The following is a 25,887-nucleotide window of genomic DNA, read 5'->3' as shown; positions in this document are numbered from 1 at the left end:
CGCGATTGCGGTGTGTCAGTCGACGCTGATTTGGCTGACACAGCGCATTCGCGAGCAAGCCCGCTCCCACAGGTTTTCACCAGGTGCGGCTGGAGACTGGTCTAAACAGTAAATCAAGCCTGGCTGTTTTGTGAGCTGGTTTTGCGAAACCGGGACTATGGTCTAACGGGTTGTCCCCAGGCAGATTTGCGTAGACCATGGGCGCCTTGGTTTTTTGCCTGCCAGAGTTCTTTGCCATGACTGCCCAATCCACAGCCCGACCGGCGCCGTTCAGCCGCTCCGACTACAAGACCCTCGGCCTTGCGGCCCTCGGCGGGGCGCTGGAGATCTACGATTTCATCATTTTCGTGTTCTTCGCCCTGACCCTCAGCCAGTTGTTCTTCCCGCCGGAAATGCCCGAGTGGCTGCGTCTGCTGCAAAGCTTCGGGATCTTCGTCACCGGTTATCTGGCGCGCCCGCTGGGCGGAATTCTGATGGCGCATTTCGCCGATCGTCTGGGCCGGAAAAAGGTTTTCAGTCTGAGCATCCTGATGATGGCGCTGCCGTGCCTGCTGATCGGGATCATGCCGACTTATGCCCAGATCGGCTATTTCGCGCCGCTGCTGTTGCTGGCGCTGCGCATCCTGCAAGGCGCGGCGGTCGGCGGCGAAGTGCCGAGCGCCTGGGTGTTCGTCGCCGAGCACGCGCCTGCCGGGCATCGCGGTTACGCGCTGGGCTTTTTGCAGGCCGGGTTGACCTTTGGTTACTTGATTGGCGCGCTGACCGCGACTTTCCTTGCACAAGTGTTCACCCCGGCGGAAATCCTTGATTACGCTTGGCGTTATCCGTTCCTGCTCGGTGGTGTGTTCGGCGTGATCGGTGTCTACCTGCGCCGCTGGTTGAGCGAAACCCCGGTGTTCATGGCCATGGAAGCCCAGCGTGAAGCGCGGGTCGAACTGCCGTTGCGCACGGTGCTGCGCGAACATCGTCTGGCGATGTTGCCGGCGATGCTGCTGACCTGTGTGCTGACGTCGGCGGTGGTGGTGTTCGTGGTCATCACCCCGACCATGATGCAGAAAACCTTCGGCATGACCGCCAGCCACACCTTCGCCCTGAGCGCGTTGGGCATCGTCTTTCTCAACATCGGTTGTGTGATTGCCGGATTGCTGGTCGATCGCATCGGTGCCTGGCGCACGGTCATGCTTTATAGCCTGCTGCTGCCGTTGGGCATTGGTGTGCTTTATAGCTGTCTGATCATGGGCGGCAATTGGGTCGGGCTGGCGTATGCCGTCGCCGGCCTGGGCTGCGGTGTGGTCGGCGCGGTGCCATCGGTGATGGTCGGACTGTTTCCGGCGCGGATTCGCGTGTCGGGCATCTCCTTCACCTACAACATTGCCTACGCCGCGTGGGCGAGCATCACACCGCTGTTGCTGATCGGTCTGATGCCGTGGAGCCCGTGGATCTGCGTGATGTTCTGTGCGGTGATGGGTGCGGTTGGCATTGTCAGCGCGGCGTATTTCGGTTCGCGCATGAGCAGTGTCGGGCGCCAAGCCGTGGCGCCCTGTTCCTGACGAGTGTCAGGTCAACCAGTGCCACCACAATAACGTCCCCACCAGTCCCACCACCGAGACAATGGTTTGCAGAATCGACCAGACCCAGATCGTCTGTTTGAGTTGCAAGCCAAAGTACTCGCGAACCATCCAGAAGCCGGCGTCATTCACGTGGCAGAAGAACACGGAGCCGGCGCCAATCGCCAGCGCCACCAGTGAGCTTTGCGTCGCGGCGAGCCCCGCCATCATCGGCGCCAGAATCCCCGCCGTCGTGGTCGTGGCGACCGTCGCCGAACCCGTAGCCTGACGCAACGCCACGGCAATCAGCCAGGCCAGCAGCAGGTAGGGCATGTGCGCACCCTCGGCGACTTTGCTGATGGTCTGGCTGACGCCGGCGTCCAGCAAGGTCTGCTTCAAGCCGCCGCCGGCACCGATGGTCAGCAGCAACACGGCAATCGGCGCCAGGCTTTTGCGCAGCGTGCCGCCGACTTGATCGCGTGGCATGCCGTTGGCCCAACCGAGGCAGATCACTGCCGCCATCACCGCAATGCCCAGCGCCACCAACGGTTCGCCGAGGAACTTCAGGGTCAGGGCGACGCTGCTTCCCGGACTCATCGCGACTTTCGCCAGGGTGCTGCCGAGCATCAGCAGCACTGGCAACAGAATGATCAGCAGCGACATGCCGAAACTCGGCTGGCGCGGCGCTTTCGGCGGGGCGCTGAACAGTGCGCCGAGCTCTGCCGGCTCATCGACGTGCATGCGTTTCGACAGCCAGTTGCCGTAGATCGGCCCCGCCAGGATCACGGCCGGGATCGCGATGCTGAAGCCCAGCAACATGGTCAGCCCAAGGTCGGCATGCAATGCGCTGACCGCGATCAGCGGCCCGGGATGCGGCGGCATCAGGGCATGCAGGGTGGTCATCCCGGCCAGCGCCGGAATCGCAATTTTCAACAATGGCTGACCCGAGCGGCGGGCCATGACGAAGATGATCGGCACCATCATCACCAGCCCCACTTCGAAGAACAGCGGCAGGCCGATCACCATCGCCACCAACGCCATGACCCACGGCAGGGACTTGCCTTTGCCCAGCCCGAGCAGCGTCGAGGCGATACGGTCGGCAGCGCCGGACTCGGCCATCAGTGCGCCAAGCATCGAACCCAGGGCAATGATGATCCCCGCTTCTCCGAGAATCGCCCCGGCGCCTTTGCTGAACGCCTTCGCTACATCCTCTGGCGGCAAACCTGCGCCGACACCGGCAATAAAAGTGCCGATCAGGATCGAGAGAAAAGGTGGAAGTTTGGTGGCGCTGATCAACACGATAATCGTCGCAATCGCCAGCAGGCAGCAAAGAATCAGGCGGGTGTCATGCACCATCCAGGCAGCGGTCGATAAATCCAAAACGGCACTCCTTATCGGGCGGTTACCTGCAACATGTTGTTGCAATTTGACCTGAGAATACCTGAAGTGGCCGGGCCAGAGCGGCGGCTTTTGTAACGGCTCAGTGGAGTGATCGATAGGAGTAAAAGCCCGGCGGGATTATTTTTGACTGGCCGGTCTCGAACGCTCTTCAGAAAAGTTTTCCAAGGCCGATGGTTAAGCTGCATCCCGCTTTCTACCCTGCCTATCGGTATTTCCCCATGTTCAACAAACGCCTCAAGCAAGAGCTGGCTACGCTTCGTGAAGAACTCTCCAGCCTGCTGCAGGTGAAGGAAAGCCTGGAAAGCGAGATGCTGGTGCTGACTCTGGAACCTGATGGCCGGATTCAGTCGGTCAATCAGAACTTCCTTGGCGAGATGCTCTACAAGAGCCAGGATCTGGTGGGGCGCGCCATTGAAGATATCGTTCCGGCGCACGTGAAGGCCGACGACTTTCATCACCGTTTCAAGGCCGCACTCACCCGTGGCGAGCATTTCGCCGGAGCCGTGCGCCTGTTGCGTGGTAATGGCGAAGAGGCGTGGCTGCGCTCCATCGTGCAGCCGGTGCGCTCTTCGGACGGGCGGATCAAGCATTTCTCGATCTTCTCCAGCGACCTGACCCGCACCATTGAAGCCTCCCGCGAACACGAAAACCTGATCGGCGCGCTTGTGCGTTCGACGGCTGTGATCGAGTTCGACCTCAATGGCAACGTGCTCAATGCCAACGAGCGCTTTCTGCATGGCATGGGTTACAGCCTGGCGCAGATCAAAGGCAAACATCACCGGATGTTCTGTACGCCCGAGGAGTACAACAGCGCCGAGTACCAGAATTTCTGGCGTCGCCTGAACAACGGCGAGTTTGTCGCCAACCGCTTCAAGCGGGTCGACAGCCATGGTCGTACGGTGTGGCTGGAGGCGTCCTACAACCCGGTGGTCGATGCCAACAACAAACTGTACAAAGTGGTGAAATTCGCCACGGTGATCACCGATCAGGTCAATCGCGAACAAGCGGTAGCCGACGCGGCCAGCATTGCCTACAGCACTTCGCAGCAAACCGACAGCACCGCTCAACGTGGCACTACGGTGGTCACCGAGGCAGTGAATGTGATGCGTGATCTGTCGCGCCACATGCAGGCGGCCGGTGAGGGCATCGAGGCACTGAACGAGCAGTCGCAGGTGATCGGTACCATCGTCAAAACCATCAGCGGCATTGCCGAACAGACCAACCTGCTGGCGCTCAACGCCGCCATCGAAGCGGCTCGTGCCGGCGAACAGGGCCGGGGCTTTGCGGTGGTTGCCGACGAAGTGCGGCAACTGGCCTCGCGCACGAGTCAGGCGACCGAAGAGATCGTCACTGTGGTGCGGCAGAACCAGGAAATGGCGCGCAACGCCGTGGCCCTGATGACCGATGGCAAGCTGCAGGCTGAACAAGGGTTGGCGCTAGCGGCGGAGGCGGGCACGGTGATCGTCGAGATCCAGGACGGCGCGCAGAAAGTGGTGGATGCGGTCGGCCAGTTTGCCAATCAACTGTCTAACTGACCTGTACTAAACCCTGTAGGAGTGAGCCTGCTCGCGATCGCAATAGATCAATCAACATGGATGTTGAATGTCAGACAGTTATCGCGAGCAGGCTCACTCCTACAGGTGCAGGTGGCGCTACAATCTGTTCCTTTTTCCCCGGAGCAGATCCCCATGAGTGCTTCCCACCGCCGCCCGGTGCCCTTGAACAAAGCCTATCGTCTGCTCAATCACGGGCCGACCGTGCTGGTCAGCGCTGCCCATGACGGCCAGCGCAACATCATGGCCGCCGCGTGGGCGATGCCGCTGGATTTCGAACCGCCGAAAGTTGCGGTCGTCCTCGACAAGTCCACCTGGACCCGCCAGTTGCTCGAAGCCTCCGGCACTTTTGTGCTCAACGTGCCGTGCGTCAATCAGGCTGACATCGTGCAAACCGTCGGCAATACCTCGGGTCTGGAAATCCAGCAGAATCAGGGGCAGGACAAGTTTCAGGCTTATGGCCTGCAAACCTTCGCCGGTGAAACCGTCGAGGCGCCTCTGTTCGAAGGCTGCGTGGCCTGGCTCGAATGCCGCTTGCTGCCCGAACCGCGCAACCATGAGCAGTACGACCTGTTCCTCGCCGAAGTCATCGCCGCTCAGGCGGATGAACGGGTGTTCAGCGACGGGCGCTGGCATTTCGACGGGCATGATGGCTTGCGCACGCTGCACCACGTGGCCGGCGGGCATTTCCTGACGATTGGCGATGCGGTGGACGGTAAAACCCTGCCGCTGTGACCTGCATCTGATGGAAAACGCGCGCCGGATGTAGCAAGGTGTGGGGCATTGTCGAACCAATCAGGCGCTCGCCCCATGGACCTTTCGCTTTCCAGCTATCTCGCCCCGTTGCTGTCGCTGGCGCTGTTGTGGACGGTCGCGGTGGTCACCCCCGGCCCGAACTTCTTCAACATCGCCCAACTGGCGGTCAGCCGTTCCCGACGCCATGGCGTGGTCGCGGCGCTGGGCGTCGCCAGCGGGACCGTGTTGTGGGGCCTGGCCGGCGGTTTGGGTATTCAGACCTTGTTCAGCGCGGCGCCAACCCTGTACCTGAGCTTCAAGATCGCCGGTGGCTGCTACCTGATCTGCCTCGGCCTCAAGCAGTTCAAACGCAAAGCGCCGATTGCCGCCGGTACGCTGGATGAGTCGCAACAGACCCTGCTGGGAGCCTACGGGCGGGGCTTTCTGGGCAACATGACCAACCCCAAGTCGGCACTGTTCGTCGCCACCATCTTCGCCACCGCGATGCCGGCCCATGTCCCGCCGCTACTGCTGACGCTGGCCGTGCTGACCATGGCCACGCTGTCGTTCAGCTGGTATTGCAGCGTCGCGCTGTTCTTCGCCAGCCGCCGGATCGCGAGCGTTTACGAACGGTCGCGGCAATGGCTGGATCGCTTGGCCGGTGGTTGTTATTTGCTGTTTGGGGCGCATCTGGTGGCTAATCGCTGAGCCGGGTGATATTGCGCGTTAAACCCGTTGCATAAAAAAGGCTTACCTCGCGGTAAGCCTTTTGTTTTTCCTGCGTCGCCTCAATCCCCCAACGCTTCCCCCTCACGCCGTGGATCCGCGCCACCTTCCAGCGAGGCTTTCCCTTGCGCATCCTTGACCCGCACGATCGCCTGCGTGCCGCTGGTCATGTCGATTTCATTCACAACATGTCCCTTGTCTTTCAACGCTTGAATCAGCGCCGGACTGAACTGGCCTTGTTCCAGTTCGGTCGGGCCGTTGCGGCTGCCGAAGTTGGGCAGGCTGATGGCGCTTTGCGGGTCGAGGTTCCAGTCGAGCAGGCCGACGGTGGTCTTGGCCACGTATTCGATGATCTGCGAACCGCCCGGCGAGCCGACGCTGGCGAGGAATTCGCCGCTGTTGCGGTCGAAGATCAGCGTCGGCGCCATCGACGAGCGTGGGCGTTTGCCGGGTTCGACGCGGTTGGCGACTTTCTGCCCGTGCTCTTCGGGGATGAACGAGAAGTCGGTCATCTGGTTGTTCAGCAAAAAGCCCTGCACCATCAGGTGCGAGCCGAATGCCGCTTCGATAGTGGTGGTCATCGACACCGCGCCGCCCAGATCATCCACGGCGACCACTTGCGAGGTGGAGATGCGCAGCGGCGAGCGATCCGGGGCGTAGGCCACTTGCACGCCCGGCGGTGTGCCCGGCTTGGCGCTGCCCATGCTGCGCTCGCCGATCAGGCTGGCGCGGCTGGCGAGGTAACCCGGGTCGACCAGGCCTTTGACCGGCACCGGAACGAAGTCGGTATCGGCCACGTATTGCGCGCGGTCGGCGTAGGCCAGGCGTTCGGCTTCGGCGATCAGGTGCACGGCTTGGGGATCGGGTTCGATACCGGCCGGTTTGTTGGTTTTCACAGGTTTGAGCGGTGTCAGCGACAGACGCGGGTCGCGGCTTTCCAGCGCCTGCAAGGTGCCGAGAATCTGCGCCACGGCGATCCCGCCCGACGACGGCGGCGGCATACCGCAGACCTGCCAGCGTTTGTAGTCGGTGCACAGCGGCGCGCGCTCTTTGGCCTGATAGCGCTGAAGATCATTCAGTGACAGGCTGCCGGGATTGGCGTGGCCCTGCACCTTGGCGACGATCTCTTCGGCGATCGGACCTTTGTACAGCGCGTCCGGACCTTCGGTGGCGATGCGCTTGAGCACGGCGGCCAATGCCGGGTTTTGCAGACGGGTGCCGACGGCTTTGACGCTGCCGTCGCGGTTGAGGAAGTAGGCGGCCATGTCCGGCGATTTACGGATCACCGGGTCGGATTCCAGCAGCGAATGCAGGCGCGGTGAAATCGCAAAGCCCTGCTCGGCGAGTTTGATCGCCGGCTCGAACAGCGTGGCCCACGGCAGGCGACCGTGTTGTTTGTGTGCCATTTCCAGCGCACGCAGCACGCCCGGAGTACCCACCGAGCGCCCGCCGATCTGCGCCTGCGGGAATGGCATCGGTTTGCCGTCGGCCTGCAGGAACAGCTTCTCGGTGGCACCCGCCGGGGCGGTTTCACGTCCGTCGTAGGTGCGCACCTGTTTGCCGTCCCACAACACAATCATCGCACCGCCACCGATCCCGGAGGATTGCGGTTCTACCAGAGTCAGCACCGCTTGCATGGCAATCGCCGCGTCGATGGCCGAACCACCCTTGCGCAGCATCTCGCGACCGGCCTCGGCGGCCAGCGGATTGGCGGCAGCGGCCATGTGTTGACTGGCGTGGCGAGTCTGCAGATCGGTGCGGTAACCGGAAGCGGCTTCCGGCGCCAGCGGCAAGGTCGAGGAGGGCGGGGCGTTGCACGCGGTGAGGGTCAGGGCGCTGATGATCAGCGTCAGGGCAGGCAGGCGAAAGCGGCTCAGGGGCAGGGCTGGAAACACGTGGGGCTCTCCGTCCGTGGGGTGAAAGGTCTGACGGACTTTATCGACCGCTCGGTCGCGACGCAAACCGGCGGGCATTTTTGTCTTTCTTTTCCGGGCGGATATTCGCTAGGGTCAACGTCAAACTCATCGAACTGAAACAAAGCCCCTGTGGGAGCGAGCTTGCTCGCGAATGCGGCGTGTCAGGCAACCAAAATGTTGAATGCACAATCGCTTTCGCGAGCAAGCTCGCTCCCACAAATACAAAACCAACAAGAGGCGACGCATGCACAGCGAGTTCCCCACCGAATCCAGCTACCGCGATCAACGTGAACGGTTTCTTGCCGCCACCAACGCCGCTGGCGCCACGCTCACCTCCTACGCCCATCCGCGCTGTGGCCCTTTCGGCGAACCGCTGAGCACTGATGTCGCGGTGCTCGGTGATCCGCAGGCAAAGCGCCGGCTGGTGGCGCTCAGCGGCACTCACGGAGTTGAGGGCTATTACGGTTCGGATTGCCAGATCGACTGGCTGAAGACTTTCGTGCCGGGCTCGCTGCCCAAGGATGTCGCGGTAGTGATGATCCACCTGATCAACCCGTGGGGCACCGCGTGGCTGCGGCGGGTCAACGAAGACAACATCGACCTCAACCGCAATCACCTGGATTTCACCGGGCCGTTGCCGGACAACCGCGCCTACGCCACGCTGCACGAGATCTACGCCTGCACTGATTTGCACGGCCCCGAGCGTAAGCGCGCCGACGCCTTGCTTGACGGGCAAATTACCGAACACGGCTGGCCGGCGGTGATGTCGATTGTCGAGGGCGGTCAGCACAGTCATCCCGACGGACTGTTCTATGGCGGCCGCGCGCCGAGTTGGTCGAATCGCACGTTGCATCAGATCATCGACGCGCATCTGGCAGGCGCGCAAACCGTGATGTGTTTCGACCTGCACACCGGCGCCGGCGAATACGGTCATCCGATGTTGCTGACCATCACCCAGGCGCCTTACCCGGCGTTGGCGCAAGCACAGTCGATCTACGGCCCATGGTTGTACACCTTGCACACCGGCGCCGAAACGTTGAGCGAAACCGGTGTCGCCGCGACGGCTACCGGCTACACCTCACAGGCATTGCTCAATGCGTTGCCGGGCGTGCAACTGATGCCGTTCGTGATCGAATGCGGAACGTATCCGGGGCCGGAGGTGCATCGTTATTTGCGCGATGATCACTGGTTGCATCTGCATGGCGATCCGCTGGATGCGACGGGGCGGGCGATCAAGTTGAAACTGCTGGAGCAGTTTTATCCGGCAGATCCGGACTGGCGGGCGATGGTCGGGTTGCGCACTCGGCAGATCTGGGCGAAGGGGCTGATGGCCCTGTCGGCAGAGCAGACCTGAATAGGTCAGGATTGGCATTGTGGTGAGGGATTTATCTCCTCACCACAGAGGGCGGTTTTCTCGAGGCATAAAAAAACGGCCTACCTTTCGGTAAGCCGTTTTTAGTACTTGGTGGCTACACAGGGACTTGAACCCCGGACCCCAGCATTATGAATGCTATGCTCTAACCAACTGAGCTATGTAGCCAAGTGGCGCGCATTATTCCCCTGAAATGGAAAAGCGTCAAGCGTAAATTTAAAATATTTCTTCTTATTTTCAACCGCTTATCCTCCGACCCCGGAAATCGGGGGCGGGCAGGGCGTCAACGCAGCTGGAATCTCGCGGTATTGGCGCTCAACGCATGGCTGCCTTGGCTCAGCGTGTCCGCTGCGAGGTTCACCGCCCGCGCACCTTCAAGCAAACGCATCGCCGCCTGATCGACCTGCTGGATATTGCCGCTGACTTCATCGGCGGTGCTCGCCTGTTCCTCAACGGCGGTGGCGATCTGCGCCAAGGTGTCAGTGACACTTTGCACCGCGCTGGCGATTTCACCAAGACGTTCACCAAGACCGGTCACGGCTTCAGCATCCGATTGTGCCTGGCCGCACGCGGCCTCCATCAGGCTCACCGCTTCGTTGACCGTGGCGCGCAAGCTGTCGACGGTGCCGGCAATCTGCGCGGTCGATGACTGGGTGCGCTGCGACAGGCTGCGCACTTCATCGGCGACCACGGCAAAGCCGCGTCCCTGTTCGCCGGCGCGTGCCGCCTCGATCGCAGCATTGAGCGCCAACAGATTGGTCTGCTCGGCGACGCCACGAATGGTGTCGACCACCAGTTGAATCTGCTGGCCCTGTTCGCTGACTCGACCGAGTGCCGCTGCGGTTTCGTTCAGGCGTTGATTGAGCTGCTGAATGCTCGCCGTGGTGCGCTGGCTGTCGCGGCTGCTGTCGGCGGCGATGCGCCGGGTGTGCTGGGCGCTGCCGGAAGCCTGTTCGCAACTCTGCGCCACACCTTGCGAAGTGGCGGCCAGTTGCGTGGCAGCGGCGGCGATCTGGCTGATCTGCAACTGCTGCGCTTCGACTTCGCTCAGCGCGCCGCTGGAATGATCGTTGAGGCTGCGCACCGCGTGGCTCAGTTGCGAGGTTTCGTGATCGACCCCGAGCATGCTCGCGCGCAGTTGCACCACCGCGACGTTGAGCGCGGTGCTGATCGCCGCCAGCTCATCGCGGCCCACCACCGGCACTTGCAGGCTGAGATTGCCGTCACGCAGGGCCTCGGCCAGCAGGGTAATGCCGCTGGCGCTGCGGCGTATCGAAGCCTGCAGGCAGACGAACAGGTACAGCGCCGCCAGCAACAGGCAACCGAACACGGCGGCGACCACGATGAACTGGCGAATCGCCGAGGCGTGGTAGGCGTCCAGACGCTGATCCAGCGACAGCAGCGATTGCTGGCGCAACGACGCGAGATCACCCAGCAGAGCATCGAGGCTGCGTTCGAAGTCTTCAGGCTTGAGGGTAATGCTGCCGCCGAACACGCCGTCATCCAGCACCTTCAGACCAGCGTCCAGACGCTTGAGGCTGTCGTGGTACTGACCAGCCCAGGTTTGCAGATCGCTCGGCAGACGCGCTTCGAGCAGGCCTGCCGTTTTGACAAGCTGCTCGCGGGCGTCGCCGATGCGGCCGCGCAGGTCGCGTAGCTGCAAGCGACTTTGCAGGGTGAATTGTCCTGAGACCACCGAAGCCTGGCCGACGGCGGCGAGGCGACCCACACGCTCGATCAGATCCGGTGCGTGTTGCGTGGAGATCTGCGTCAGCAGATAGGTTTCCAGCCATGGCGCCAACGTCAGGCGGTTGTCCATGACGATCTGCTCGCGCAAGGCTTGCAGGGCGCTGAGGGCGTTGGTGAAACGATCGTAACCGTCCGGCCACCAACCGACGCTGCTCAGGCTTTTCGAATCCAGACCACCGAGCGCGGTTTGCAGGGCTTGATAGCGGGCGAGGGTTTCGCCTTCGGCACCTTCATTTTTCAGCGCGTTGCCCAAATCGCTGGTGGCTTGCTGGACGGCTGGTTGCACCGCGTCAAACGCTGCCATGGCAGCGAGGGTGGCCGGGGTTGGCTGGCGATTGGTTTCGGTGGCGCGCCAACGGGCGGCGCGGTCACGCTGGGCGGCGAGCAGGTTGTCCAGCGCATCAAGGCTGAGCAACTGGCGTACGCCGGCGCGTTCGCCGGAAATCAGATTGAGCTTGTCGCGATAGTCCTGGCCGATCATCAACAGGCTGCCGGCCAACGGCAGAATGAACAGCAGAAACAACAGCTGGAATTTACGCGCGAATCCAAACCGCCCCAGCAATTTGATCCCCGGTGACAAGAAAGCCTGCATGCCTCATGACTCCTCTGGACACCACGCACCATTGGCGTGCATCACGGTCGTGCGACCTCGATGTCGTGCCCTGCTAAAAGGCCCCGAAAGTTCACTCTCGCCCGCTCTGTAGGCCGGCTCTGTAGCGAAACTTCCCATTCTCGGAGGCCTTTGTAAGGCCGCCGCGTTCGAGGGGAGAAGCAAGGCAAGATTCAGACCATGGCGTTGCGCTATCACTTCGCGTGCGACGGTCAGTCAGTTAGTTAGCTGGCTAAGGGGATGGCGCTGGCGCACCGAAAAATGGCACATTGACGCACCTGCCTGCGTGCACCCATCTGCTGTACGGAAACTTTCATGGCTATCAGCAACGCTCAGACCGCCGCTGCCTCGGCGTCCGCTCCTCCCCAAAGCAGCCCGTTGGTGATGCGTATCATCGGCGCGGTGGCGCTGGCGCATTTGATCAACGACCTGATTCAGTCGGTGCTGCCGTCGATCTATCCGATGCTCAAGGCCAACTATGGTTTGAGCTTCACCCAGGTCGGCCTGATCACGCTGACCTTCCAATTGACCGCGTCGCTGTTGCAGCCGTGGGTCGGCTATCACACTGATCGCCATCCGAAACCGTGGCTGTTGCCGGCGGGTTCGGTTTGCACGCTGATTGGCATCGTGATGATGTCAGTGGTCGGCAGTTTTCCATTGATTCTGCTGGCGGCGGCGCTGATCGGTATCGGCTCCTCGACCTTTCATCCTGAGGCTTCGCGGATCGCGCGGTTGGCCTCGGGCGGACGCTTTGGTCTGGCGCAATCGACCTTTCAGGTCGGCGGTAACGCCGGTTCCGCGTTCGGCCCATTACTGGCAGCGGCGATCATTATTCCGTTCGGTCAGGGCAACGTGGCGTGGTTCGGTCTGTTCGCGGTGTTTGCGCTGTTCGTGCTGTATCGCATCAGCCGCTGGTACGCCCATCACCTGAACCTGTTCAAGCTCAAGGCCGGGCAGGCGGCGACTCACGGGTTGTCGAAGGGCAGGGTGATCAGTGCGCTGGTGGTGTTGGGGCTGTTGGTGTTTTCCAAGTATTTCTACATGGCCAGCCTCACCAGCTATTTCACCTTTTACCTGATCGAGAAGTTCGACCTGTCGGTGGCCAGTTCGCAACTGCACCTGTTCCTGTTTCTCGGTGCAGTGGCGGCGGGGACGTTCTTTGGTGGGCCGATTGGCGACAAGATCGGGCGTAAGGCGGTGATCTGGTTTTCGATTCTCGGCGTGGCGCCGTTCACCTTGCTGATGCCGCACGTCGATCTGTTCTGGACCACTGTCCTCAGCGTGGTGATCGGCTTCATTCTCGCCTCGGCGTTCTCGGCGATTGTGGTTTACGCGCAGGAACTGGTGCCGGGCAATGTCGGGATGATCGCCGGGGTGTTCTTCGGCTTGATGTTTGGTTTCGGCGGGATTGGTGCGGCGCTGCTGGGGCATCTGGCGGATGTGCACGGTATCGAGTACGTGTATTTCCTGTGCTCTTTTTTGCCGTTGTTTGGCGTGCTGGCGATCTTCCTGCCGCGCACCAAAAAAACCTGACCCCACACCATTTCCAACTGTGGGAGCGGGCTTGCTCGCGAATGCGGTGTATCAGTCGATATTAATGTGGCTGACACACCGCTTTCGCGAGCAAGCCCGCTCCCACAGGGGGATTGGTGGTGTTGTATAAAAATCTGTAAGGCACAAAAAAGCCGCGTATCAAACGCGGCTTTTTCTTGGGCGTGTCGCTTACACGTTGAAGCGGAAGTGCATTACGTCGCCGTCTTTGACGATGTAGTCCTTGCCTTCCAGGCGCCATTTACCGGCTTCCTTGGTACCGGCTTCGCCCTTGTACTGGATGAAGTCGTTGTAGGCGATGACTTCGGCGCGGATGAAGCCTTTCTCGAAGTCGGTGTGGATCACGCCAGCAGCTTGTGGTGCAGTGGCACCGACGCGGACGGTCCAGGCGCGGACTTCTTCGACACCGGCGGTGAAGTAGGTCTGCAGGTGCAGCATTTCGTAGCCGGCGCGGATCACGCGGTTCAGGCCAGGCTCTTCCAGGCCCAAGGCCTCGAGGAACATGTCTTTCTCTTCGCCGTCATCGAGCTCGGCGATTTCCGCTTCGATCTTGTTGCACACCGGAACGACCATGGCGCCTTCTTCTTCGGCGATGGCCTTGACCACGTCCAGGTGCGGGTTGTTCTCGAAACCGTCTTCAGCGACGTTGGCGATGTACATGACCGGTTTGGTGGTCAGCAGGTGGAAGCCCTTGATCACCGACTTTTCGTCAGCGCTCATGTTCTTCATCAGGCTGCGCGCAGGCTTGGCCTCGGTGAAGTGCGCGATCAGTTGCTCAAGCAGAGCTTTCTGAACGACTGCGTCCTTGTCACCGCCCTTGGCGTTGCGCGCGACTTTCTGCAGTTGCTTCTCGCAGCTGTCGAGGTCGGCGAAGATCAGTTCCAGGTCGATGATTTCGATGTCGCGCTTCGGGTCGACGCTGTTGGAAACGTGGATCACGTTGTCGTCTTCGAAGCAGCGCACCACGTGAGCGATGGCGTCGGTTTCGCGGATGTTGGCCAGGAACTTGTTGCCCAGACCTTCACCTTTCGAGGCGCCGGCCACCAGGCCTGCGATGTCGACGAATTCCATGGTGGTCGGCAGGATGCGCTTCGGATTGACAATGGCCGCCAGGGCTTCCAGACGTGGATCCGGCATCGGCACGATGCCGCTGTTCGGCTCGATGGTGCAGAAGGGGAAGTTCTCGGCCGCGATACCGGATTTGGTCAGGGCGTTGAACAGGGTGGACTTGCCGACGTTAGGCAGGCCGACGATGCCGCAATTGAATCCCATGGTGTTTCCCCTCGGATTAGAGTCAGGCCTTCTGGCTGTGCAGGTTTTTCATCGCGCGGTTCCATTCACCGGCGAGGATATCCGGCAGCACGCCGAGGGCAAAGTCGATGCTGGCATCGAGTTTTTCCTGTTCGGCGCGTGGCGCACGACCCAGGACGAAATTTGAAACCATACTGGCGACGCCCGGGTGGCCGATGCCAAGCCGCAGGCGGTAGAAAGTATTCTGATTGCCCAGTTGCGCAATGATGTCGCGCAACCCGTTGTGACCGCCATGGCCGCCGCCCTGTTTGAGCTTGGCGACGCCCGGAGGCAGGTCGAGTTCGTCGTGCGCCACCAGGATTTCTTCAGGCTTGATGCGGAAGAAACCGGCGAGTGCCGCCACGGCCTGGCCGCTGCGGTTCATGTAGGTGGTGGGAATCAGCAGACGAACATCCTGACCCTGATGCGAGTAGCGCCCGGTCAGGCCGAAATATTTGCGATCGGCCACAAGGTTCACACCTTGCGCGGCAGCGATGCGCTCAACAAAAAGGGCCCCTGCGTTATGCCGGGTCTGTTCGTATTCAGCGCCTGGATTTCCCAGGCCAACGATCAGTTTGATGGCAGTCACGATAGGGGCCCTTCCTTGGAGTGGTGGATAACATCGCCGCAAGCAGTGAAGGCGGCGAAAGTGGACGAAAATTGCTCATTTACCATGAATGTAAACTCCGCGTTCTCGCCCGCTTTCTCGCTACGTTCCAGTCCGCGATGTTTCACTCACTCCGACGAACAGAGTGAAATTACTCTGCTGCGCCTTCTTCGGTAGCTTCTGGAGCAACACGTGGAGCGTGGACGTTGGCTACTGCCTTGTCATCGCCGTGTGCCAGAGCAACGAACTCGACACCTTTAGGAGCTTTGAGGTCCGACAGGTGAACGATGGTGCCGATTTCAGCGTCAGCCAGGTCGACTTCGATGAACTCAGGCAGGTCTTTTGGCAGGCAGGAAACTTCGATCTCGGCAACAACGTGCGAGATTTCGCCGCCTTTCTTCACTGGAGCAGCTTCGTTGATGAAGTGCACAGGAACGATAGCGGTCAGTTTCTGGCCAGCTACAACGCGTACGAAGTCAGCGTGCATCACGTGGCCTTTGGCCGGGTGACGTTGCAGGGCTTTGATCACGACGTTTTGTTTCTTGCCACCAACGTTCAGCTCGATGATGTGGCTGTAAGCCGCTTCGTTTTCGAGCAGTTTGGCAACTTCTTTGGCCAGCATGCTGATGGATTCAGGGGCTTTGTCGCCACCGTAAACAACAGCTGGAACCAGAGCGGCGAGACGACGCAGGCGGCGGCTCGCACCTTTCCCCAGGTCGGAACGCACTTCAGCATTCAGAGTAAAATCGTTCATTTTGTATCTCCAAAATAGCCATGACCGAGTGGCGTTTGCGACCAGCGCCAAACACGGTATGGGCAAAAAAGCCCCGCCCCGACAGGAATGCCGGGGCGGGGCGCTTTTCGTCAACGAGACATTTCGAGAAGGGCAGGGCCCTTAACGGAACATCGCGCTGATCGATTCTTCATTGCTGATGCGGCGAACCGCTTCGGCAACAACCGGTGCGATATCCAGTTGACGGATACGTGCACAGGCTTGTGCTGCAGCGGACAGCGGGATGGTGTTAGTCACCACCAGCTCGTCCAGCACGGAATTTTCGATATTCTCGATGGCCCGACCCGACAGCACAGGGTGTGTGCAGTAGGCAAAGACCTTGGCTGCGCCATGCTCTTTCAGGGCCTTGGCCGCGTGGCACAGAGTGCCGGCGGTATCGACCATGTCATCGACCAGAATGCAGGTACGCCCTTCGACATCACCGATGATATGCATCACTTCAGAGTGATTGGCTTTCTCACGGCGTTTGTCGATGATCCCGAGATCCACGCCCAGGGATTTGGCAACAGCCCGTGCACGCACGACGCCACCAATGTCCGGGGACACGATCATCAGGTTTTCGAAGCGCTGATCTTCAATGTCATCCACCAGAACCGGGGAGCCGTAGATGTTATCTACCGGAATATCGAAGAAGCCCTGAATCTGGTCAGCATGCAGATCAACCGTGAGAACACGGTCGATGCCGACTACGGTAAGCATGTCAGCAACGACTTTCGCGCTGATAGCCACACGTGCGGAACGCGGACGGCGATCCTGACGGGCATAACCAAAATAAGGAATAACAGCAGTAATACGAGTAGCCGAGGAGCGGCGGAAGGCATCAGCCATCACTACCAGTTCCATCAGGTTATCGTTGGTCGGAGCGCAAGTCGGCTGAATAATGAAAACGTCTTTACCGCGAACGTTTTCATTGATCTCGGCAGTAATTTCGCCGTCGGAGAATTTACCGACAGAGATGTCACCGAGAGGGATATGCAGCTGACGTACAACACGCCGAGCCAGATCGGGGTTAGCGTTCCCCGTAAAGACCATCATCTTGGACACGCGCAGTACCTAGAGGCTGAGGGTAACCTGGATGAGTATAGAAAATGGCAGGGGCGGCTGGATTCGAACCAACGCATGGCAGGATCAAAACCTGCTGCCTTACCGCTTGGCGACGCCCCTGTATCTGTTGCTTCAAGTGCCTTGCACTTGATTCCTTTTAGAGCAGACTTTGCAGCTTGCGATGCAACATCGAAACGTTGCTTCCTTTCGCTACAAACCCTGTAAGGGTCTCTGTCAGAAGGGCCGAGACTTTATCAGCTTCAGCTTTGCTTGGGAAGCCCCCAAACACACAACTTCCAGTTCCGGTGAGTTTTGCTTCGGTAAATTTACCTAACAAATCCAATGCGTTACGTACTTCTGGATAACGCCTTGCAACCACCGGCAAGCAGTCATTTCGACTGTTTCCCTCGGGAACGGGGCGCACTTTAATGGGCGGCGTGTTACGTGTCAACAAAGGATCGGAAAAAATTTCTGCCGTACTTACAGAGACTTGCGGCACAAGCACCAGATACCACGGTTCTTCGGGGTCGACCGGGGTCAGTTTCTCGCCCACGCCCTCGGCAAAAGCCGCGTGACCACGGACGAAAACCGGCACGTCGGCGCCGAGCGACAGGCCCAGCGCGGCGAGGCGATCTTCATCCCAGCCCAGTTGCCACAAGTGATTGAGGCCGAGCAGGGTGGTCGCCGCATTCGAGCTGCCGCCACCGATGCCGCCGCCCATGGGCAGCACCTTGTCGATCCAGATGTCGATGCCGAGTGTGCAGCCGGACTGTTGCTGAAGCATTTTCGCCGCGCGCACGATCAGGTTGCTGTCGTGGGGCACGCCAGCGAATTCGGTGTGCAGATGAATCACGCCGTCATCGCGCACGGCGAAGGTGATTTCGTCGCCGTAATCGACGAACTGAAACAGCGTCTGCAGTTCGTGATAGCCGTCTGCCCGGCGACCGAGAATGTGCAGCATCAGGTTGAGCTTGGCCGGCGATGGCAGCGTCAGACGTGGAGCGGTCATGCGTTATTGCCCCAATTTACGCGGTTGCCAGGTCTTGATTACCAGCGTCACGTCCAGATCGGTGCCGTGCAGCTTGATCCGCTCGGGCAGCCAGTAACCGTTTTGCTCGGCGTAGCTGAGGTACTCGACCTTCCAGCCGTCCTGTTCCAGATTGGCCAGGCGACTGTCGTTATCGAGGGTCAGACGGCTTTTGCTGCTGGGGGCCGGCAGGCCACGGACCCACCAGGCCAGATTCGACACCGGTAGCTTCCAGCCGAGTTGCTCTTCGAGCAGCGCTTCCGGTGACTCGGAGTCATAGCGGCCCTGATTGGCGACTTCCAGCGAAACCTTGCCCGGGCGCCCGGTCAGACGTGCCGCGCCACGACCCAGCGGGCCGGACAGGCGAATGTCGTAGTAGTCCTGGCGTTGCAGCCAGAACAGCGTGCCGCTACCGGAATCTTTCGGTGCGCGAATGCCGATCTTGCCGTCGATCTGCCAGCCGTCGAGGCCGGTCAGCTGTTGTTTGTTCGCGGCCCACTGAGCCGGACTGCCGTGGCCCTCGACCGATTCGCGAGCGCCGAAGCCCGCGCAACCGGCGAGCAGGGCGATGAAGCTGAAAACAATAACGTGGCGCAAAAACATGAGTTAAAGAGTCTCGGATCCGGTCAGGCGCTTGATGGTGCTGCGCAGGATGGTGCTGTCGGGCTGATCTTTGAGGTACTTGCCCCAGACTTGCTTGGCCTCGCGCTGATTGCCCTTGACCCACAGAACTTCGCCCAGGTGCGCGGCGACTTCGTGGTCCGGGAAACGCTCGAGCGCCTGACGCAGATATTTTTCGGCGTCGTCCAGATTGCCCATGCGGAAATTCACCCAGCCGAGGCTGTCGAGTACCGCCGGGTCTTCCGGATTGATCTGGTGCGCCTGTTCGATCAGGGCCTTGGCTTCAGCGTAGCGGGTGGTGCGATCGGACAGGGTATAGCCCAGCGCATTGAGCGCCATGGCGTTGTCCGGGTCGCGCTTGATGATCAGGCGCAGGTCTTTTTCCATCTGTGCCAGATCATTGCGTTTTTCCGCGAGCATGGCCCGGGTGTAGAGCAGATTCAGATCGTCCGGGTATTGCTGCAAGGCTTTATCCAGCGTTTTCCAGGCCTTGTCGTCCTGTTTGTTGGCCGACAGGGTTTCGGATTCGATCAGATACAGCTGGATCGCGTAATCCGGTTGGGCATCGCGCTCGGCCGCCAGTTTGCTCTGGGCTTCAGCGGTCTTGCCGTTGTTCATCAGAATGTCTGCCTGACGCAGTTGCGCCGGCAGATAGTCATTGCCAGGGCCGACCTGCGCGTATTCGATCAGCGCGCCCTGCGGGTCGTTGCGTTCTTCAGCGATGCGACCGAGGTTCAGGTGCGCCGAGTCAACGTGGCTTTCCCGGGCGATCAGGTCTTCCAGGTAACCCTTGGCCTCGTCCCAGGCCTTGGCTTCCAGGCACACCAGTGCCAGCGAATAACGCAGTTCGTCGTCTTCCGGGTATTGCTGAACGAGGGTGGAGAACTCGACCTTGGCGTCATCCATCCGGTCCTGTTCAACCAGCGTGCGCGCATAAGTCAGGCGCAGGCGTTTGTCGTCCGGGTATTTCTTGATGCTTTTGCGCAACAGCGGCAGGGCTTCGTCGCCACGATTCATGGTTTGCAGCAGACGCGCGCGCAGCAGGATCGGCGCAATCTCGCCTTCTTCCGGCGGGTTGTCTTCGAGCAGTGTCAGGGCGGCTTTATTGTCGCCGTCCTGTTGCAGCAGCAGGGCCTTGCCGAAAATCAGCTGGCTGTTCTTCGGGTGGCGCTGCAGCAGACGGTCGAAACTTTTCATCAGGCCGTTGCGGGTTTCCTGATCGGTATCGGCGGCCGATAGCGCGAGGAAGTCGAAATGTGTGTCGCCCTTGCCCTGCAGGACTTTCTCCATATAGACCATGGAGTCGTCGTAACGCCCGGCGCGAGCCAGTTGCACGGCGGCGGCGCGTTGCGCTTCAAGGTCGTCCGGGGCGTTTTTTGCCCAGATCAGTGCGGTGTCCAGCGCAGGCTGGTCGGCACCGAGATATTCGGCGATGCGGAACGCGCGCTCGGAAACCCCCGGGTCCTGAGTATTGATCGCCTGGGTCACGTAGTTGTCCAGGGCAATGTCGAACCGATTGCGCTGGCCGGCGAGTTCGGCGCTCAGCAGGCTGAAAACGGTTTCCTCGCTGAACGAGCTGTAAACCTTGGGTTTTTCAGGCGGGGACGCGGTGTCTTCGACCGGCGGGGTACCGTCCGGCGAAACGGGTGCCATGGCCTGGCAGCCGCTGAGGAAGACAAAAGCAAGGAGCAACGCGGAAGATCTATTCATATAGGAAGAGGACGACTAACCTGCGGTCGGATCATCATGACACAAGCCTTCGGCCAAACATAACCGAGTCTCGAATGTGGCCTTTATAGTGGCCGACAATTGGGACAATAGTCAGCGGTAGTTGTTCTGAATCTGACGAAGTAGGACAATTGCCGGCTTCACGTCACCATCAGCGACCTTGAATGGCCTTCCTTGCACTCGGTATTAACCACAAGACTGCTTCAGTAGACGTCCGCGAGCGCGTGGCCTTTACCCCTGAGCAGCTGGTGGAGGCCTTGCAGCAGCTCTGCCGACTCACCGACAGCCGCGAAGCTGCGATCCTCTCCACCTGCAATCGCAGTGAGCTGTATATAGAACAGGATCAGGTTTCGGCTGATCTGGTTCTGCGCTGGCTGGCCGATTATCACCATTTAAGCCTCGATGAGCTGCGCGCGAGTGCTTATGTGCATGAAGATGATGCGGCAGTTCGTCACATGATGCGCGTCGCCTCCGGGCTCGACTCGCTGGTGCTGGGCGAACCGCAGATTCTCGGCCAGATGAAATCGGCTTACGCCGTGGCTCGCGAGGCCGGGACCATCGGCCCGCTGCTGGGGCGGCTGTTTCAAGCGACGTTCAATGCCGCCAAGCAAGTGCGTACCGACACCGCCATCGGCGAAAACCCGGTGTCCGTGGCGTTTGCCGCGGTCAGTCTGGCCAAACAGATTTTCAGCGACCTGCAACGCAGTCAGGCCCTGCTGATAGGCGCTGGCGAGACCATCACGCTTGTCGCCCGCCATTTACATGAGCTGGGGGTCAAGCGCATCGTGGTCGCCAACCGCACGCTGGAACGTGCCAGCCTGCTGGCCGAGCAGTTCGGCGCGCACGCGGTGCTGCTGTCGGACATTCCGGCGGAACTGGTGCGCAGCGATATCGTGATCAGTTCGACCGCCAGCCAGTTGCCGATCCTCGGCAAGGGCGCGGTGGAAAGCGCGCTGAAGCAGCGCAAGCACAAACCGATCTTCATGGTCGACATCGCCGTACCCCGCGACATCGAACCGGAAGTCGGCGAACTCGACGACGTTTACCTGTACAGCGTCGACGATCTGCACGAAGTGGTCGCCGAGAACCTCAAGAGTCGTCAGGGCGCAGCCCAGGCGGCGGAAGAGATGGTCTCGGTCGGCGCCGACGATTTCATGGTGCGTCTGCGTGAGCTGGCGGCGGTCGATGTGCTCAAGGCTTATCGGCAACAAAGCGAACGCCTGCGCGACGAGGAGCTGCAAAAAGCCCTGCGTCTGCTGGCCAACGGCGGCAACGCCGAAGAGGTGCTCGGGCAACTGGCCCGTGGCCTGACCAATAAACTGCTGCATGCGCCCAGCGTGCAATTGAAAAAGCTTTCTGCCGAAGGCCGCCTCGATGCGCTGGCCATGGCCCAGGAACTCTTTGCCCTCGAGGGCTCACCGGATAGTTTTTCGGATAAAAAACCGCAATGAAAGCGTCACTGCTCAACAAGCTGGACACCCTCCAGGACCGTTTCGAGGAACTGACCGCGCTGCTCGGCGACGGCGAAGTCATTGCCGATCAGGCCAGATTCCGCGCCTATTCCAAGGAATACGCCGAACTCGAGCCGGTGGTACAAGGCTACAAAAAGCTGCTCGGCGTACAAAGTGATCTTGAAGGCGCCCAGGCGCTGCTCAAGGACAGCGACCCGGACATGCGTGAAATGGCCGTGGAAGAAGTCCGCGAAGCCAAGGAATTGCTGATCAGGCTGGAAGATGATCTGCAGCGCATGTTGCTGCCCAAGGATCCCAATGACGGGCGTAACGTCTTTCTCGAAATTCGCGCCGGTACCGGTGGCGACGAGGCGGCGATCTTCTCCGGCGATCTGTTTCGCATGTACTCGCGTTACGCCGAACGACGTGGCTGGCGCGTGGAGATCCTTTCGGAAAACGAAGGCGAGCACGGTGGCTATAAAGAAGTCATCGCCCGCATTGAAGGCGACAACGTTTACGGCAAGCTGAAGTTCGAATCCGGCGCGCACCGCGTACAGCGTGTACCCGCTACCGAATCCCAGGGCCGTATCCACACCTCGGCCTGCACCGTGGCGGTGTTGCCCGAACCGGACGAGCGCGAAGCCATCGAGATCAACCCGGCGGATCTGCGTGTCGACACTTACCGCTCCTCCGGGGCCGGTGGTCAGCACGTCAACACCACCGACTCGGCGATCCGCATCACGCACATACCGACCGGCACCGTCGTCGAGTGTCAGGAAGAACGTTCCCAGCACAAGAACCGTGCCCGGGCGATGGCCTGGCTGTCGGCCAAACTCAACGATCAGCAAACCGCAGCGGCGGCGAATGCGATTGCCAGCGAGCGTAAGTTGCTGGTGGGTTCCGGTGATCGTTCCGAGCGCATTCGCACGTACAACTTTGCCCAGGGCCGGGTCACTGACCATCGCGTCAACCTGACCCTGTACTCCCTTGATGAAATCCTCGCCGGTGGCGTTGAAGCGGTGATCGAGCCTTTGCTGGCCGAATACCAGGCCGACCAACTTGCAGCGATAGGTGAATAAATGACCATCATCGCCAGTCTGTTGCGCGCTGCCGAATTGCCGGACTCGCCCACCGCGCGCCTGGATGCCGAATTGCTCCTGGCAGCGGCACTGGGCAAATCGCGAAGCTTCCTGCACACCTGGCCCGAGCGCATCGTACCCAGCGAAGCGGTGCTGATTTTTACCGAGTACCTGCAACGGCGTCGAAGTGGCGAGCCGGTGGCCTATATCCTTGGTCAGCAGGGGTTCTGGAAGCTCGATCTGGAAGTCGCGCCGCACACGTTGATCCCGCGCCCGGACACCGAGTTGCTGGTCGAGGCCGCACTGGAACTGCTGGCGGCAACGCCGGCGAAAGTCCTCGATCTGGGCACCGGTAGCGGCGCGATTGCCCTGGCCCTGGCCAGCGAACGCCCGGCGTGGAACGTCACGGCGGTGGATCGCGTGCTGGAAGCCGTGGCCCTTGCCGAACGCAACCGTCAGCGCTTGAACCTGAACAACGCCACGGTGCTGAGCAGTCACTGGTTCAGCGCCCTCGAAGGCCAACGTTTCAACCTGATCATCAGCAATCCGCCGTACATTGCGGCTGCCGATCCGCATCTGGTCGAGGGCGACGTGCGCTTCGAACCGGCCAGTGCGCTGGTGGCCGGTGTCGACGGGCTCGACGATCTGCGCCTGATTGTCGCGCAGGCTCCGGATCATCTGGAAGCCGGCGGCTGGCTGATGCTCGAACACGGCTATGATCAAGCCGAAGCCGTGCGTGATCTGTTGCTCACTCGCGGTTTTGAACAAGTCCACAGCCGCACCGATCTGGGCGGCCATCAACGGATCAGCCTGGGGCGTCTGCCGTGCTGAATGATCAGGAATTGCTGCGCTACAGCCGGCAGATTCTGCTGCAACACATCGACATCGACGGGCAACTGAAGCTGAAAAACAGCCGCGTGATGATCGTCGGCCTCGGCGGTCTCGGCGCCCCGGTCGCGCTGTATCTCGCGGCGGCCGGTGTCGGTGAATTGCATCTGGCGGATTTCGACACGGTCGACCTGACCAACCTGCAGCGCCAGATCATTCATGACACCGACAGCGTCGGCATGAGCAAGGTCGACTCGGCGCTCAAGCGCCTGAGCGCGATCAATCCCGAGATTAAACTGGTGCCTCATCGTCAGGCGCTGGACGAGGATTCCCTGGCCGCCGCCGTGTCGGCGGTGGATCTGGTGCTCGACTGCTCCGATAACTTCTCCACCCGCGAGGCGGTCAACGCCGCGTGTGTGGCAGCGCGCAAACCGCTGGTCAGCGGCGCGGCGATTCGTCTGGAAGGGCAGTTGTCGGTGTTCGACCCGCGTCGCCCGGAAAGTCCGTGCTACCACTGTCTGTACGGGCATGGCAGCGAAGCCGAACTGACCTGCAGCGAGGCCGGTGTGGTCGGGCCGCTGGTGGGGCTGGTCGGCAGCCTGCAGGCGCTTGAAGCGTTGAAAGTGCTGGTCGGTTTTGGCGAACCGTTGGTGGGTCGTTTGCTGTTGATCGATGCCTTGGGTTCGCGCTTCCGTGAATTGCGGGTCAAGCGTGATCCGGGGTGCAGCGTCTGTGGTTCGCAGCATGCGTGAGGCGCCGATCGCGGTGTTCGATTCCGGTGTCGGCGGCTTGTCGGTACTGGCTGAAATCCAGCGTTTGCTGCCCCATGAATCACTGCTGTATTTCGCCGATTGCGGGCATATTCCCTACGGCGAGAAAACCCCGGAGTTCATCCGCCAACGCTGCAATGTGATGGCCGGTTTTTTCCGTGAGCAGGGCGCCAAGGCCCTGGTGATCGCCTGCAACACGGCGACGGTGGCCGCGGTTGCCGATCTGCGCCGTGATTTCCCCGAGTGGCCGATCGTTGGCATGGAGCCAGCGGTCAAACCCGCAGCTGCCGCTACCCGCAGCGGTGTGGTGGGCGTACTCGCCACCACCGGCACGTTGCAGAGTGCCAAGTTCGCCGCGTTGCTCGACCGCTTCGCCGCTGACGTTCGCGTCATCACCCAGCCGTGCCCCGGCCTGGTGGAACTGATTGAAAGCGGTGATCTGCACAGCGCCGAGTTGCGCACGTTGCTGCAGCATTACGTCGACCCGCTGCTGGCCAACGGTTGCGACACGATCATTCTCGGTTGCACTCACTATCCGTTTCTCAAGCCGCTGCTCAAGACGATGATTCCCGACAGCATCAGCCTGATTGACACTGGCGCAGCCGTAGCGCGGCAACTGCAACGGTTGCTGGCCGAACGTGATCTGCTCGCCGAAGGGCCGAACCGATCGGTCAGATTCTGGACCAGTGCCGACCCCGCGTTCTTCCGCAAGACCCTGCCCCTGTTGGGTCAGGTTGCCGGCGACGTCGAAAAATTCAGCTTGTAAAAAAAATGTGAAATAACTAGAAAAACAGCTGAACTTCTAATCAGGCGCTAGCTTCTATAGCGATGAGTTATCTAGAAAACCAAACGATCGTTCCGGAAAAGGAAGTTTCAAAGTGAAGCGACTATTCTGCTTGGCCGCGATTGCGGCCGCACTGATGGGGCAAAGTATTACCGCGCAAGCTGCAGGTGTTGAATTTGCAGTGGGTGCGACCAGCGATTCGACCATGACTTATCGCCTGGGCATGAATTTCGATTGGGACAAGAGCTGGCTTCAAAGTGATGTCGGTCGCCTGACCGGTTACTGGAGCGGCGCTTACACTTACTGGGAAGGTGACAAGACTTCGAGCAACAACAGCCTGTCGTTCTCGCCGGTATTTGTTTACGAGTTTGCCGGTCAGTCGGTCAAGCCGTATGTTGAAGCGGGCATTGGTGTCGCAGCGTTCTCCAACACCAAATATGAAAGCAACAACATCGGCGGCTCTTTCCAGTTCGAAGACCGCATCGGTTTTGGTCTGCGCTTCAATGGCGGGCATGAAGTGGGGATTCGTGCAACGCACTATTCCAACGCCGGCCTGGCCAGCAGCAACGACGGTGTAGAAAGCTACGCGCTGCATTACACGATGCCGCTGTAACTGCAGCTTGCACAAATCTTTGTGGGAGCGGGCTTGCTCGCGAATGCGGTGTGTCAGTCGACAACACAATTGACTGACACACCGCATTCGCG

The 25,887-nt window shown here is 60.5% G+C and carries 22 protein-coding genes and 2 tRNA genes; 12 read left to right on the top strand and 12 right to left on the bottom strand.

Going from position 1 to position 25,887, the window contains the following annotated elements; all coding sequences use genetic code 11:
• The first annotated feature begins 236 nt into the window (after positions 1-236).
• Positions 237-1,550, top strand: coding sequence for an MFS transporter (locus QMX91_RS15615; protein WP_098968455.1), 1,314 nt, complete (start codon positions 237-239; stop codon positions 1,548-1,550).
• Between the two features lie 6 nt (positions 1,551-1,556).
• On the opposite strand, the gene QMX91_RS15610 is transcribed toward QMX91_RS15615, so the two are convergent.
• A complete protein-coding gene (locus tag QMX91_RS15610) occupies positions 1,557-2,927 on the bottom strand; it encodes a gluconate:H+ symporter (protein WP_282413000.1) in 1,371 nt (456 codons plus the stop codon).
• Between the two features lie 239 nt (positions 2,928-3,166).
• On the opposite strand from QMX91_RS15610, the gene QMX91_RS15605 reads away from it, so the two are divergent.
• From QMX91_RS15605 to QMX91_RS15595, 3 genes are all read left to right on the top strand, one after another.
• Complete coding sequence (locus tag QMX91_RS15605) at positions 3,167-4,483, top strand: PAS domain-containing methyl-accepting chemotaxis protein (protein ID WP_098965600.1); 1,317 nt, start codon at positions 3,167-3,169, stop codon at positions 4,481-4,483.
• Between the two features lie 153 nt (positions 4,484-4,636).
• The gene (locus QMX91_RS15600; RefSeq protein WP_134787327.1) at positions 4,637-5,236 is read left to right on the top strand and encodes a flavin reductase family protein; all 600 of its coding nucleotides are present in this window, start codon (positions 4,637-4,639) and stop codon (positions 5,234-5,236) included.
• 75 nt (positions 5,237-5,311) lie between these two features.
• A complete protein-coding gene (locus tag QMX91_RS15595; RefSeq protein ID WP_223008303.1) occupies positions 5,312-5,944 on the top strand; it encodes a LysE family transporter in 633 nt (210 codons plus the stop codon).
• An 80-nt stretch (positions 5,945-6,024) separates the two neighbouring features.
• Here QMX91_RS15595 and ggt read toward each other — a convergent pair whose 3' ends face one another.
• Positions 6,025-7,857, bottom strand: coding sequence for a gamma-glutamyltransferase (ggt, locus tag QMX91_RS15590; protein WP_223008324.1), 1,833 nt, complete (start codon positions 7,855-7,857; stop codon positions 6,025-6,027).
• 265 nt (positions 7,858-8,122) lie between these two features.
• On the opposite strand from ggt, the gene QMX91_RS15585 reads away from it, so the two are divergent.
• The gene (locus QMX91_RS15585; protein WP_098965593.1) at positions 8,123-9,232 is read left to right on the top strand and encodes a DUF2817 domain-containing protein; all 1,110 of its coding nucleotides are present in this window, start codon (positions 8,123-8,125) and stop codon (positions 9,230-9,232) included.
• Positions 9,233-9,341: 109 nt separating this feature from the next.
• On the opposite strand, the gene QMX91_RS15580 is transcribed toward QMX91_RS15585, so the two are convergent.
• Positions 9,342-9,418 (bottom strand) — tRNA-Met (locus tag QMX91_RS15580).
• Positions 9,419-9,533: 115 nt separating this feature from the next.
• Positions 9,534-11,591, bottom strand: a complete 2,058-nt coding sequence (locus QMX91_RS15575; RefSeq protein ID WP_210558561.1) for a methyl-accepting chemotaxis protein — start codon at positions 11,589-11,591, stop codon at positions 9,534-9,536.
• Positions 11,592-11,924: 333 nt separating this feature from the next.
• Here QMX91_RS15575 and QMX91_RS15570 point away from each other — a divergent pair, with 333 nt between their 5' ends.
• A complete protein-coding gene (locus QMX91_RS15570) occupies positions 11,925-13,142 on the top strand; it encodes an MFS transporter (RefSeq protein WP_098965589.1) in 1,218 nt (405 codons plus the stop codon).
• A 189-nt stretch (positions 13,143-13,331) separates the two neighbouring features.
• Here QMX91_RS15570 and ychF read toward each other — a convergent pair whose 3' ends face one another.
• From ychF to QMX91_RS15530, 8 genes are all read right to left on the bottom strand, one after another.
• The gene (ychF, locus tag QMX91_RS15565; RefSeq protein WP_047599160.1) at positions 13,332-14,432 is read right to left on the bottom strand and encodes a redox-regulated ATPase YchF; all 1,101 of its coding nucleotides are present in this window, start codon (positions 14,430-14,432) and stop codon (positions 13,332-13,334) included.
• Between the two features lie 22 nt (positions 14,433-14,454).
• Entirely contained in the window at positions 14,455-15,039 is a 585-nt protein-coding gene (gene pth, locus QMX91_RS15560) for an aminoacyl-tRNA hydrolase (RefSeq protein ID WP_003228164.1), read from the bottom strand.
• Positions 15,040-15,208: 169 nt separating this feature from the next.
• Positions 15,209-15,811 carry a 50S ribosomal protein L25/general stress protein Ctc gene (locus QMX91_RS15555; RefSeq protein WP_095136806.1) on the bottom strand — a complete coding sequence of 201 codons (603 nt, stop codon included), beginning with the start codon at positions 15,809-15,811 and terminating at the stop codon, positions 15,209-15,211.
• Positions 15,812-15,952: 141 nt separating this feature from the next.
• Positions 15,953-16,894, bottom strand: coding sequence for a ribose-phosphate pyrophosphokinase (locus QMX91_RS15550; RefSeq protein WP_003171603.1), 942 nt, complete (start codon positions 16,892-16,894; stop codon positions 15,953-15,955).
• 45 nt (positions 16,895-16,939) lie between these two features.
• Positions 16,940-17,014: transfer RNA gene (locus tag QMX91_RS15545), tRNA-Gln, on the bottom strand.
• A gap of 37 nt (positions 17,015-17,051) precedes the next feature.
• Positions 17,052-17,903, bottom strand: coding sequence for a 4-(cytidine 5'-diphospho)-2-C-methyl-D-erythritol kinase (gene ispE / locus QMX91_RS15540; RefSeq protein ID WP_027612238.1), 852 nt, complete (start codon positions 17,901-17,903; stop codon positions 17,052-17,054).
• 3 nt (positions 17,904-17,906) lie between these two features.
• A complete protein-coding gene (gene lolB / locus QMX91_RS15535) occupies positions 17,907-18,524 on the bottom strand; it encodes a lipoprotein insertase outer membrane protein LolB (RefSeq protein ID WP_095136807.1) in 618 nt (205 codons plus the stop codon).
• Between the two features lie 3 nt (positions 18,525-18,527).
• The gene (locus QMX91_RS15530; protein ID WP_098965585.1) at positions 18,528-20,252 is read right to left on the bottom strand and encodes a tetratricopeptide repeat protein; all 1,725 of its coding nucleotides are present in this window, start codon (positions 20,250-20,252) and stop codon (positions 18,528-18,530) included.
• A 182-nt stretch (positions 20,253-20,434) separates the two neighbouring features.
• Between QMX91_RS15530 and hemA the strand changes: the two genes are divergently transcribed.
• From hemA to QMX91_RS15500, 6 genes are all read left to right on the top strand, one after another.
• Positions 20,435-21,721: a glutamyl-tRNA reductase gene (hemA, locus tag QMX91_RS15525; RefSeq protein WP_064589169.1), complete on the top strand. Its 1,287-nt coding sequence runs from the start codon at positions 20,435-20,437 to the stop codon at positions 21,719-21,721.
• A complete protein-coding gene (gene prfA, locus QMX91_RS15520) occupies positions 21,718-22,800 on the top strand; it encodes a peptide chain release factor 1 (RefSeq protein WP_098965583.1) in 1,083 nt (360 codons plus the stop codon). Before hemA ends, prfA begins: the two co-directional genes overlap by 4 nt.
• Complete coding sequence (gene prmC, locus QMX91_RS15515; protein WP_098965581.1) at positions 22,801-23,631, top strand: peptide chain release factor N(5)-glutamine methyltransferase; 831 nt, start codon at positions 22,801-22,803, stop codon at positions 23,629-23,631. It abuts the gene before it with no gap.
• On the top strand, positions 23,625-24,380 hold the full coding sequence (locus QMX91_RS15510) for a molybdopterin-synthase adenylyltransferase MoeB (RefSeq protein ID WP_282412999.1): 756 nt from the start codon (positions 23,625-23,627) through the stop codon (positions 24,378-24,380). The genes prmC and QMX91_RS15510 overlap by 7 nt, the downstream gene beginning before the upstream one ends.
• A complete protein-coding gene (murI, locus tag QMX91_RS15505) occupies positions 24,373-25,164 on the top strand; it encodes a glutamate racemase (protein ID WP_282412998.1) in 792 nt (263 codons plus the stop codon). The genes QMX91_RS15510 and murI overlap by 8 nt, the downstream gene beginning before the upstream one ends.
• 112 nt (positions 25,165-25,276) lie before the next feature.
• Positions 25,277-25,795, top strand: coding sequence for an acyloxyacyl hydrolase (locus QMX91_RS15500; protein WP_027612230.1), 519 nt, complete (start codon positions 25,277-25,279; stop codon positions 25,793-25,795).
• The last annotated feature ends 92 nt before the right edge of the window (positions 25,796-25,887 follow it).

The organism is Pseudomonas sp. PS01299 (genome assembly GCF_029960145.1).
In the GTDB taxonomy this organism is placed as follows: domain Bacteria; phylum Pseudomonadota; class Gammaproteobacteria; order Pseudomonadales; family Pseudomonadaceae; genus Aquipseudomonas; species Aquipseudomonas putida_A.
Note: the sequence above shows the minus strand (reverse complement) of the source record. Positions and strands in the feature narration are given on the sequence as shown.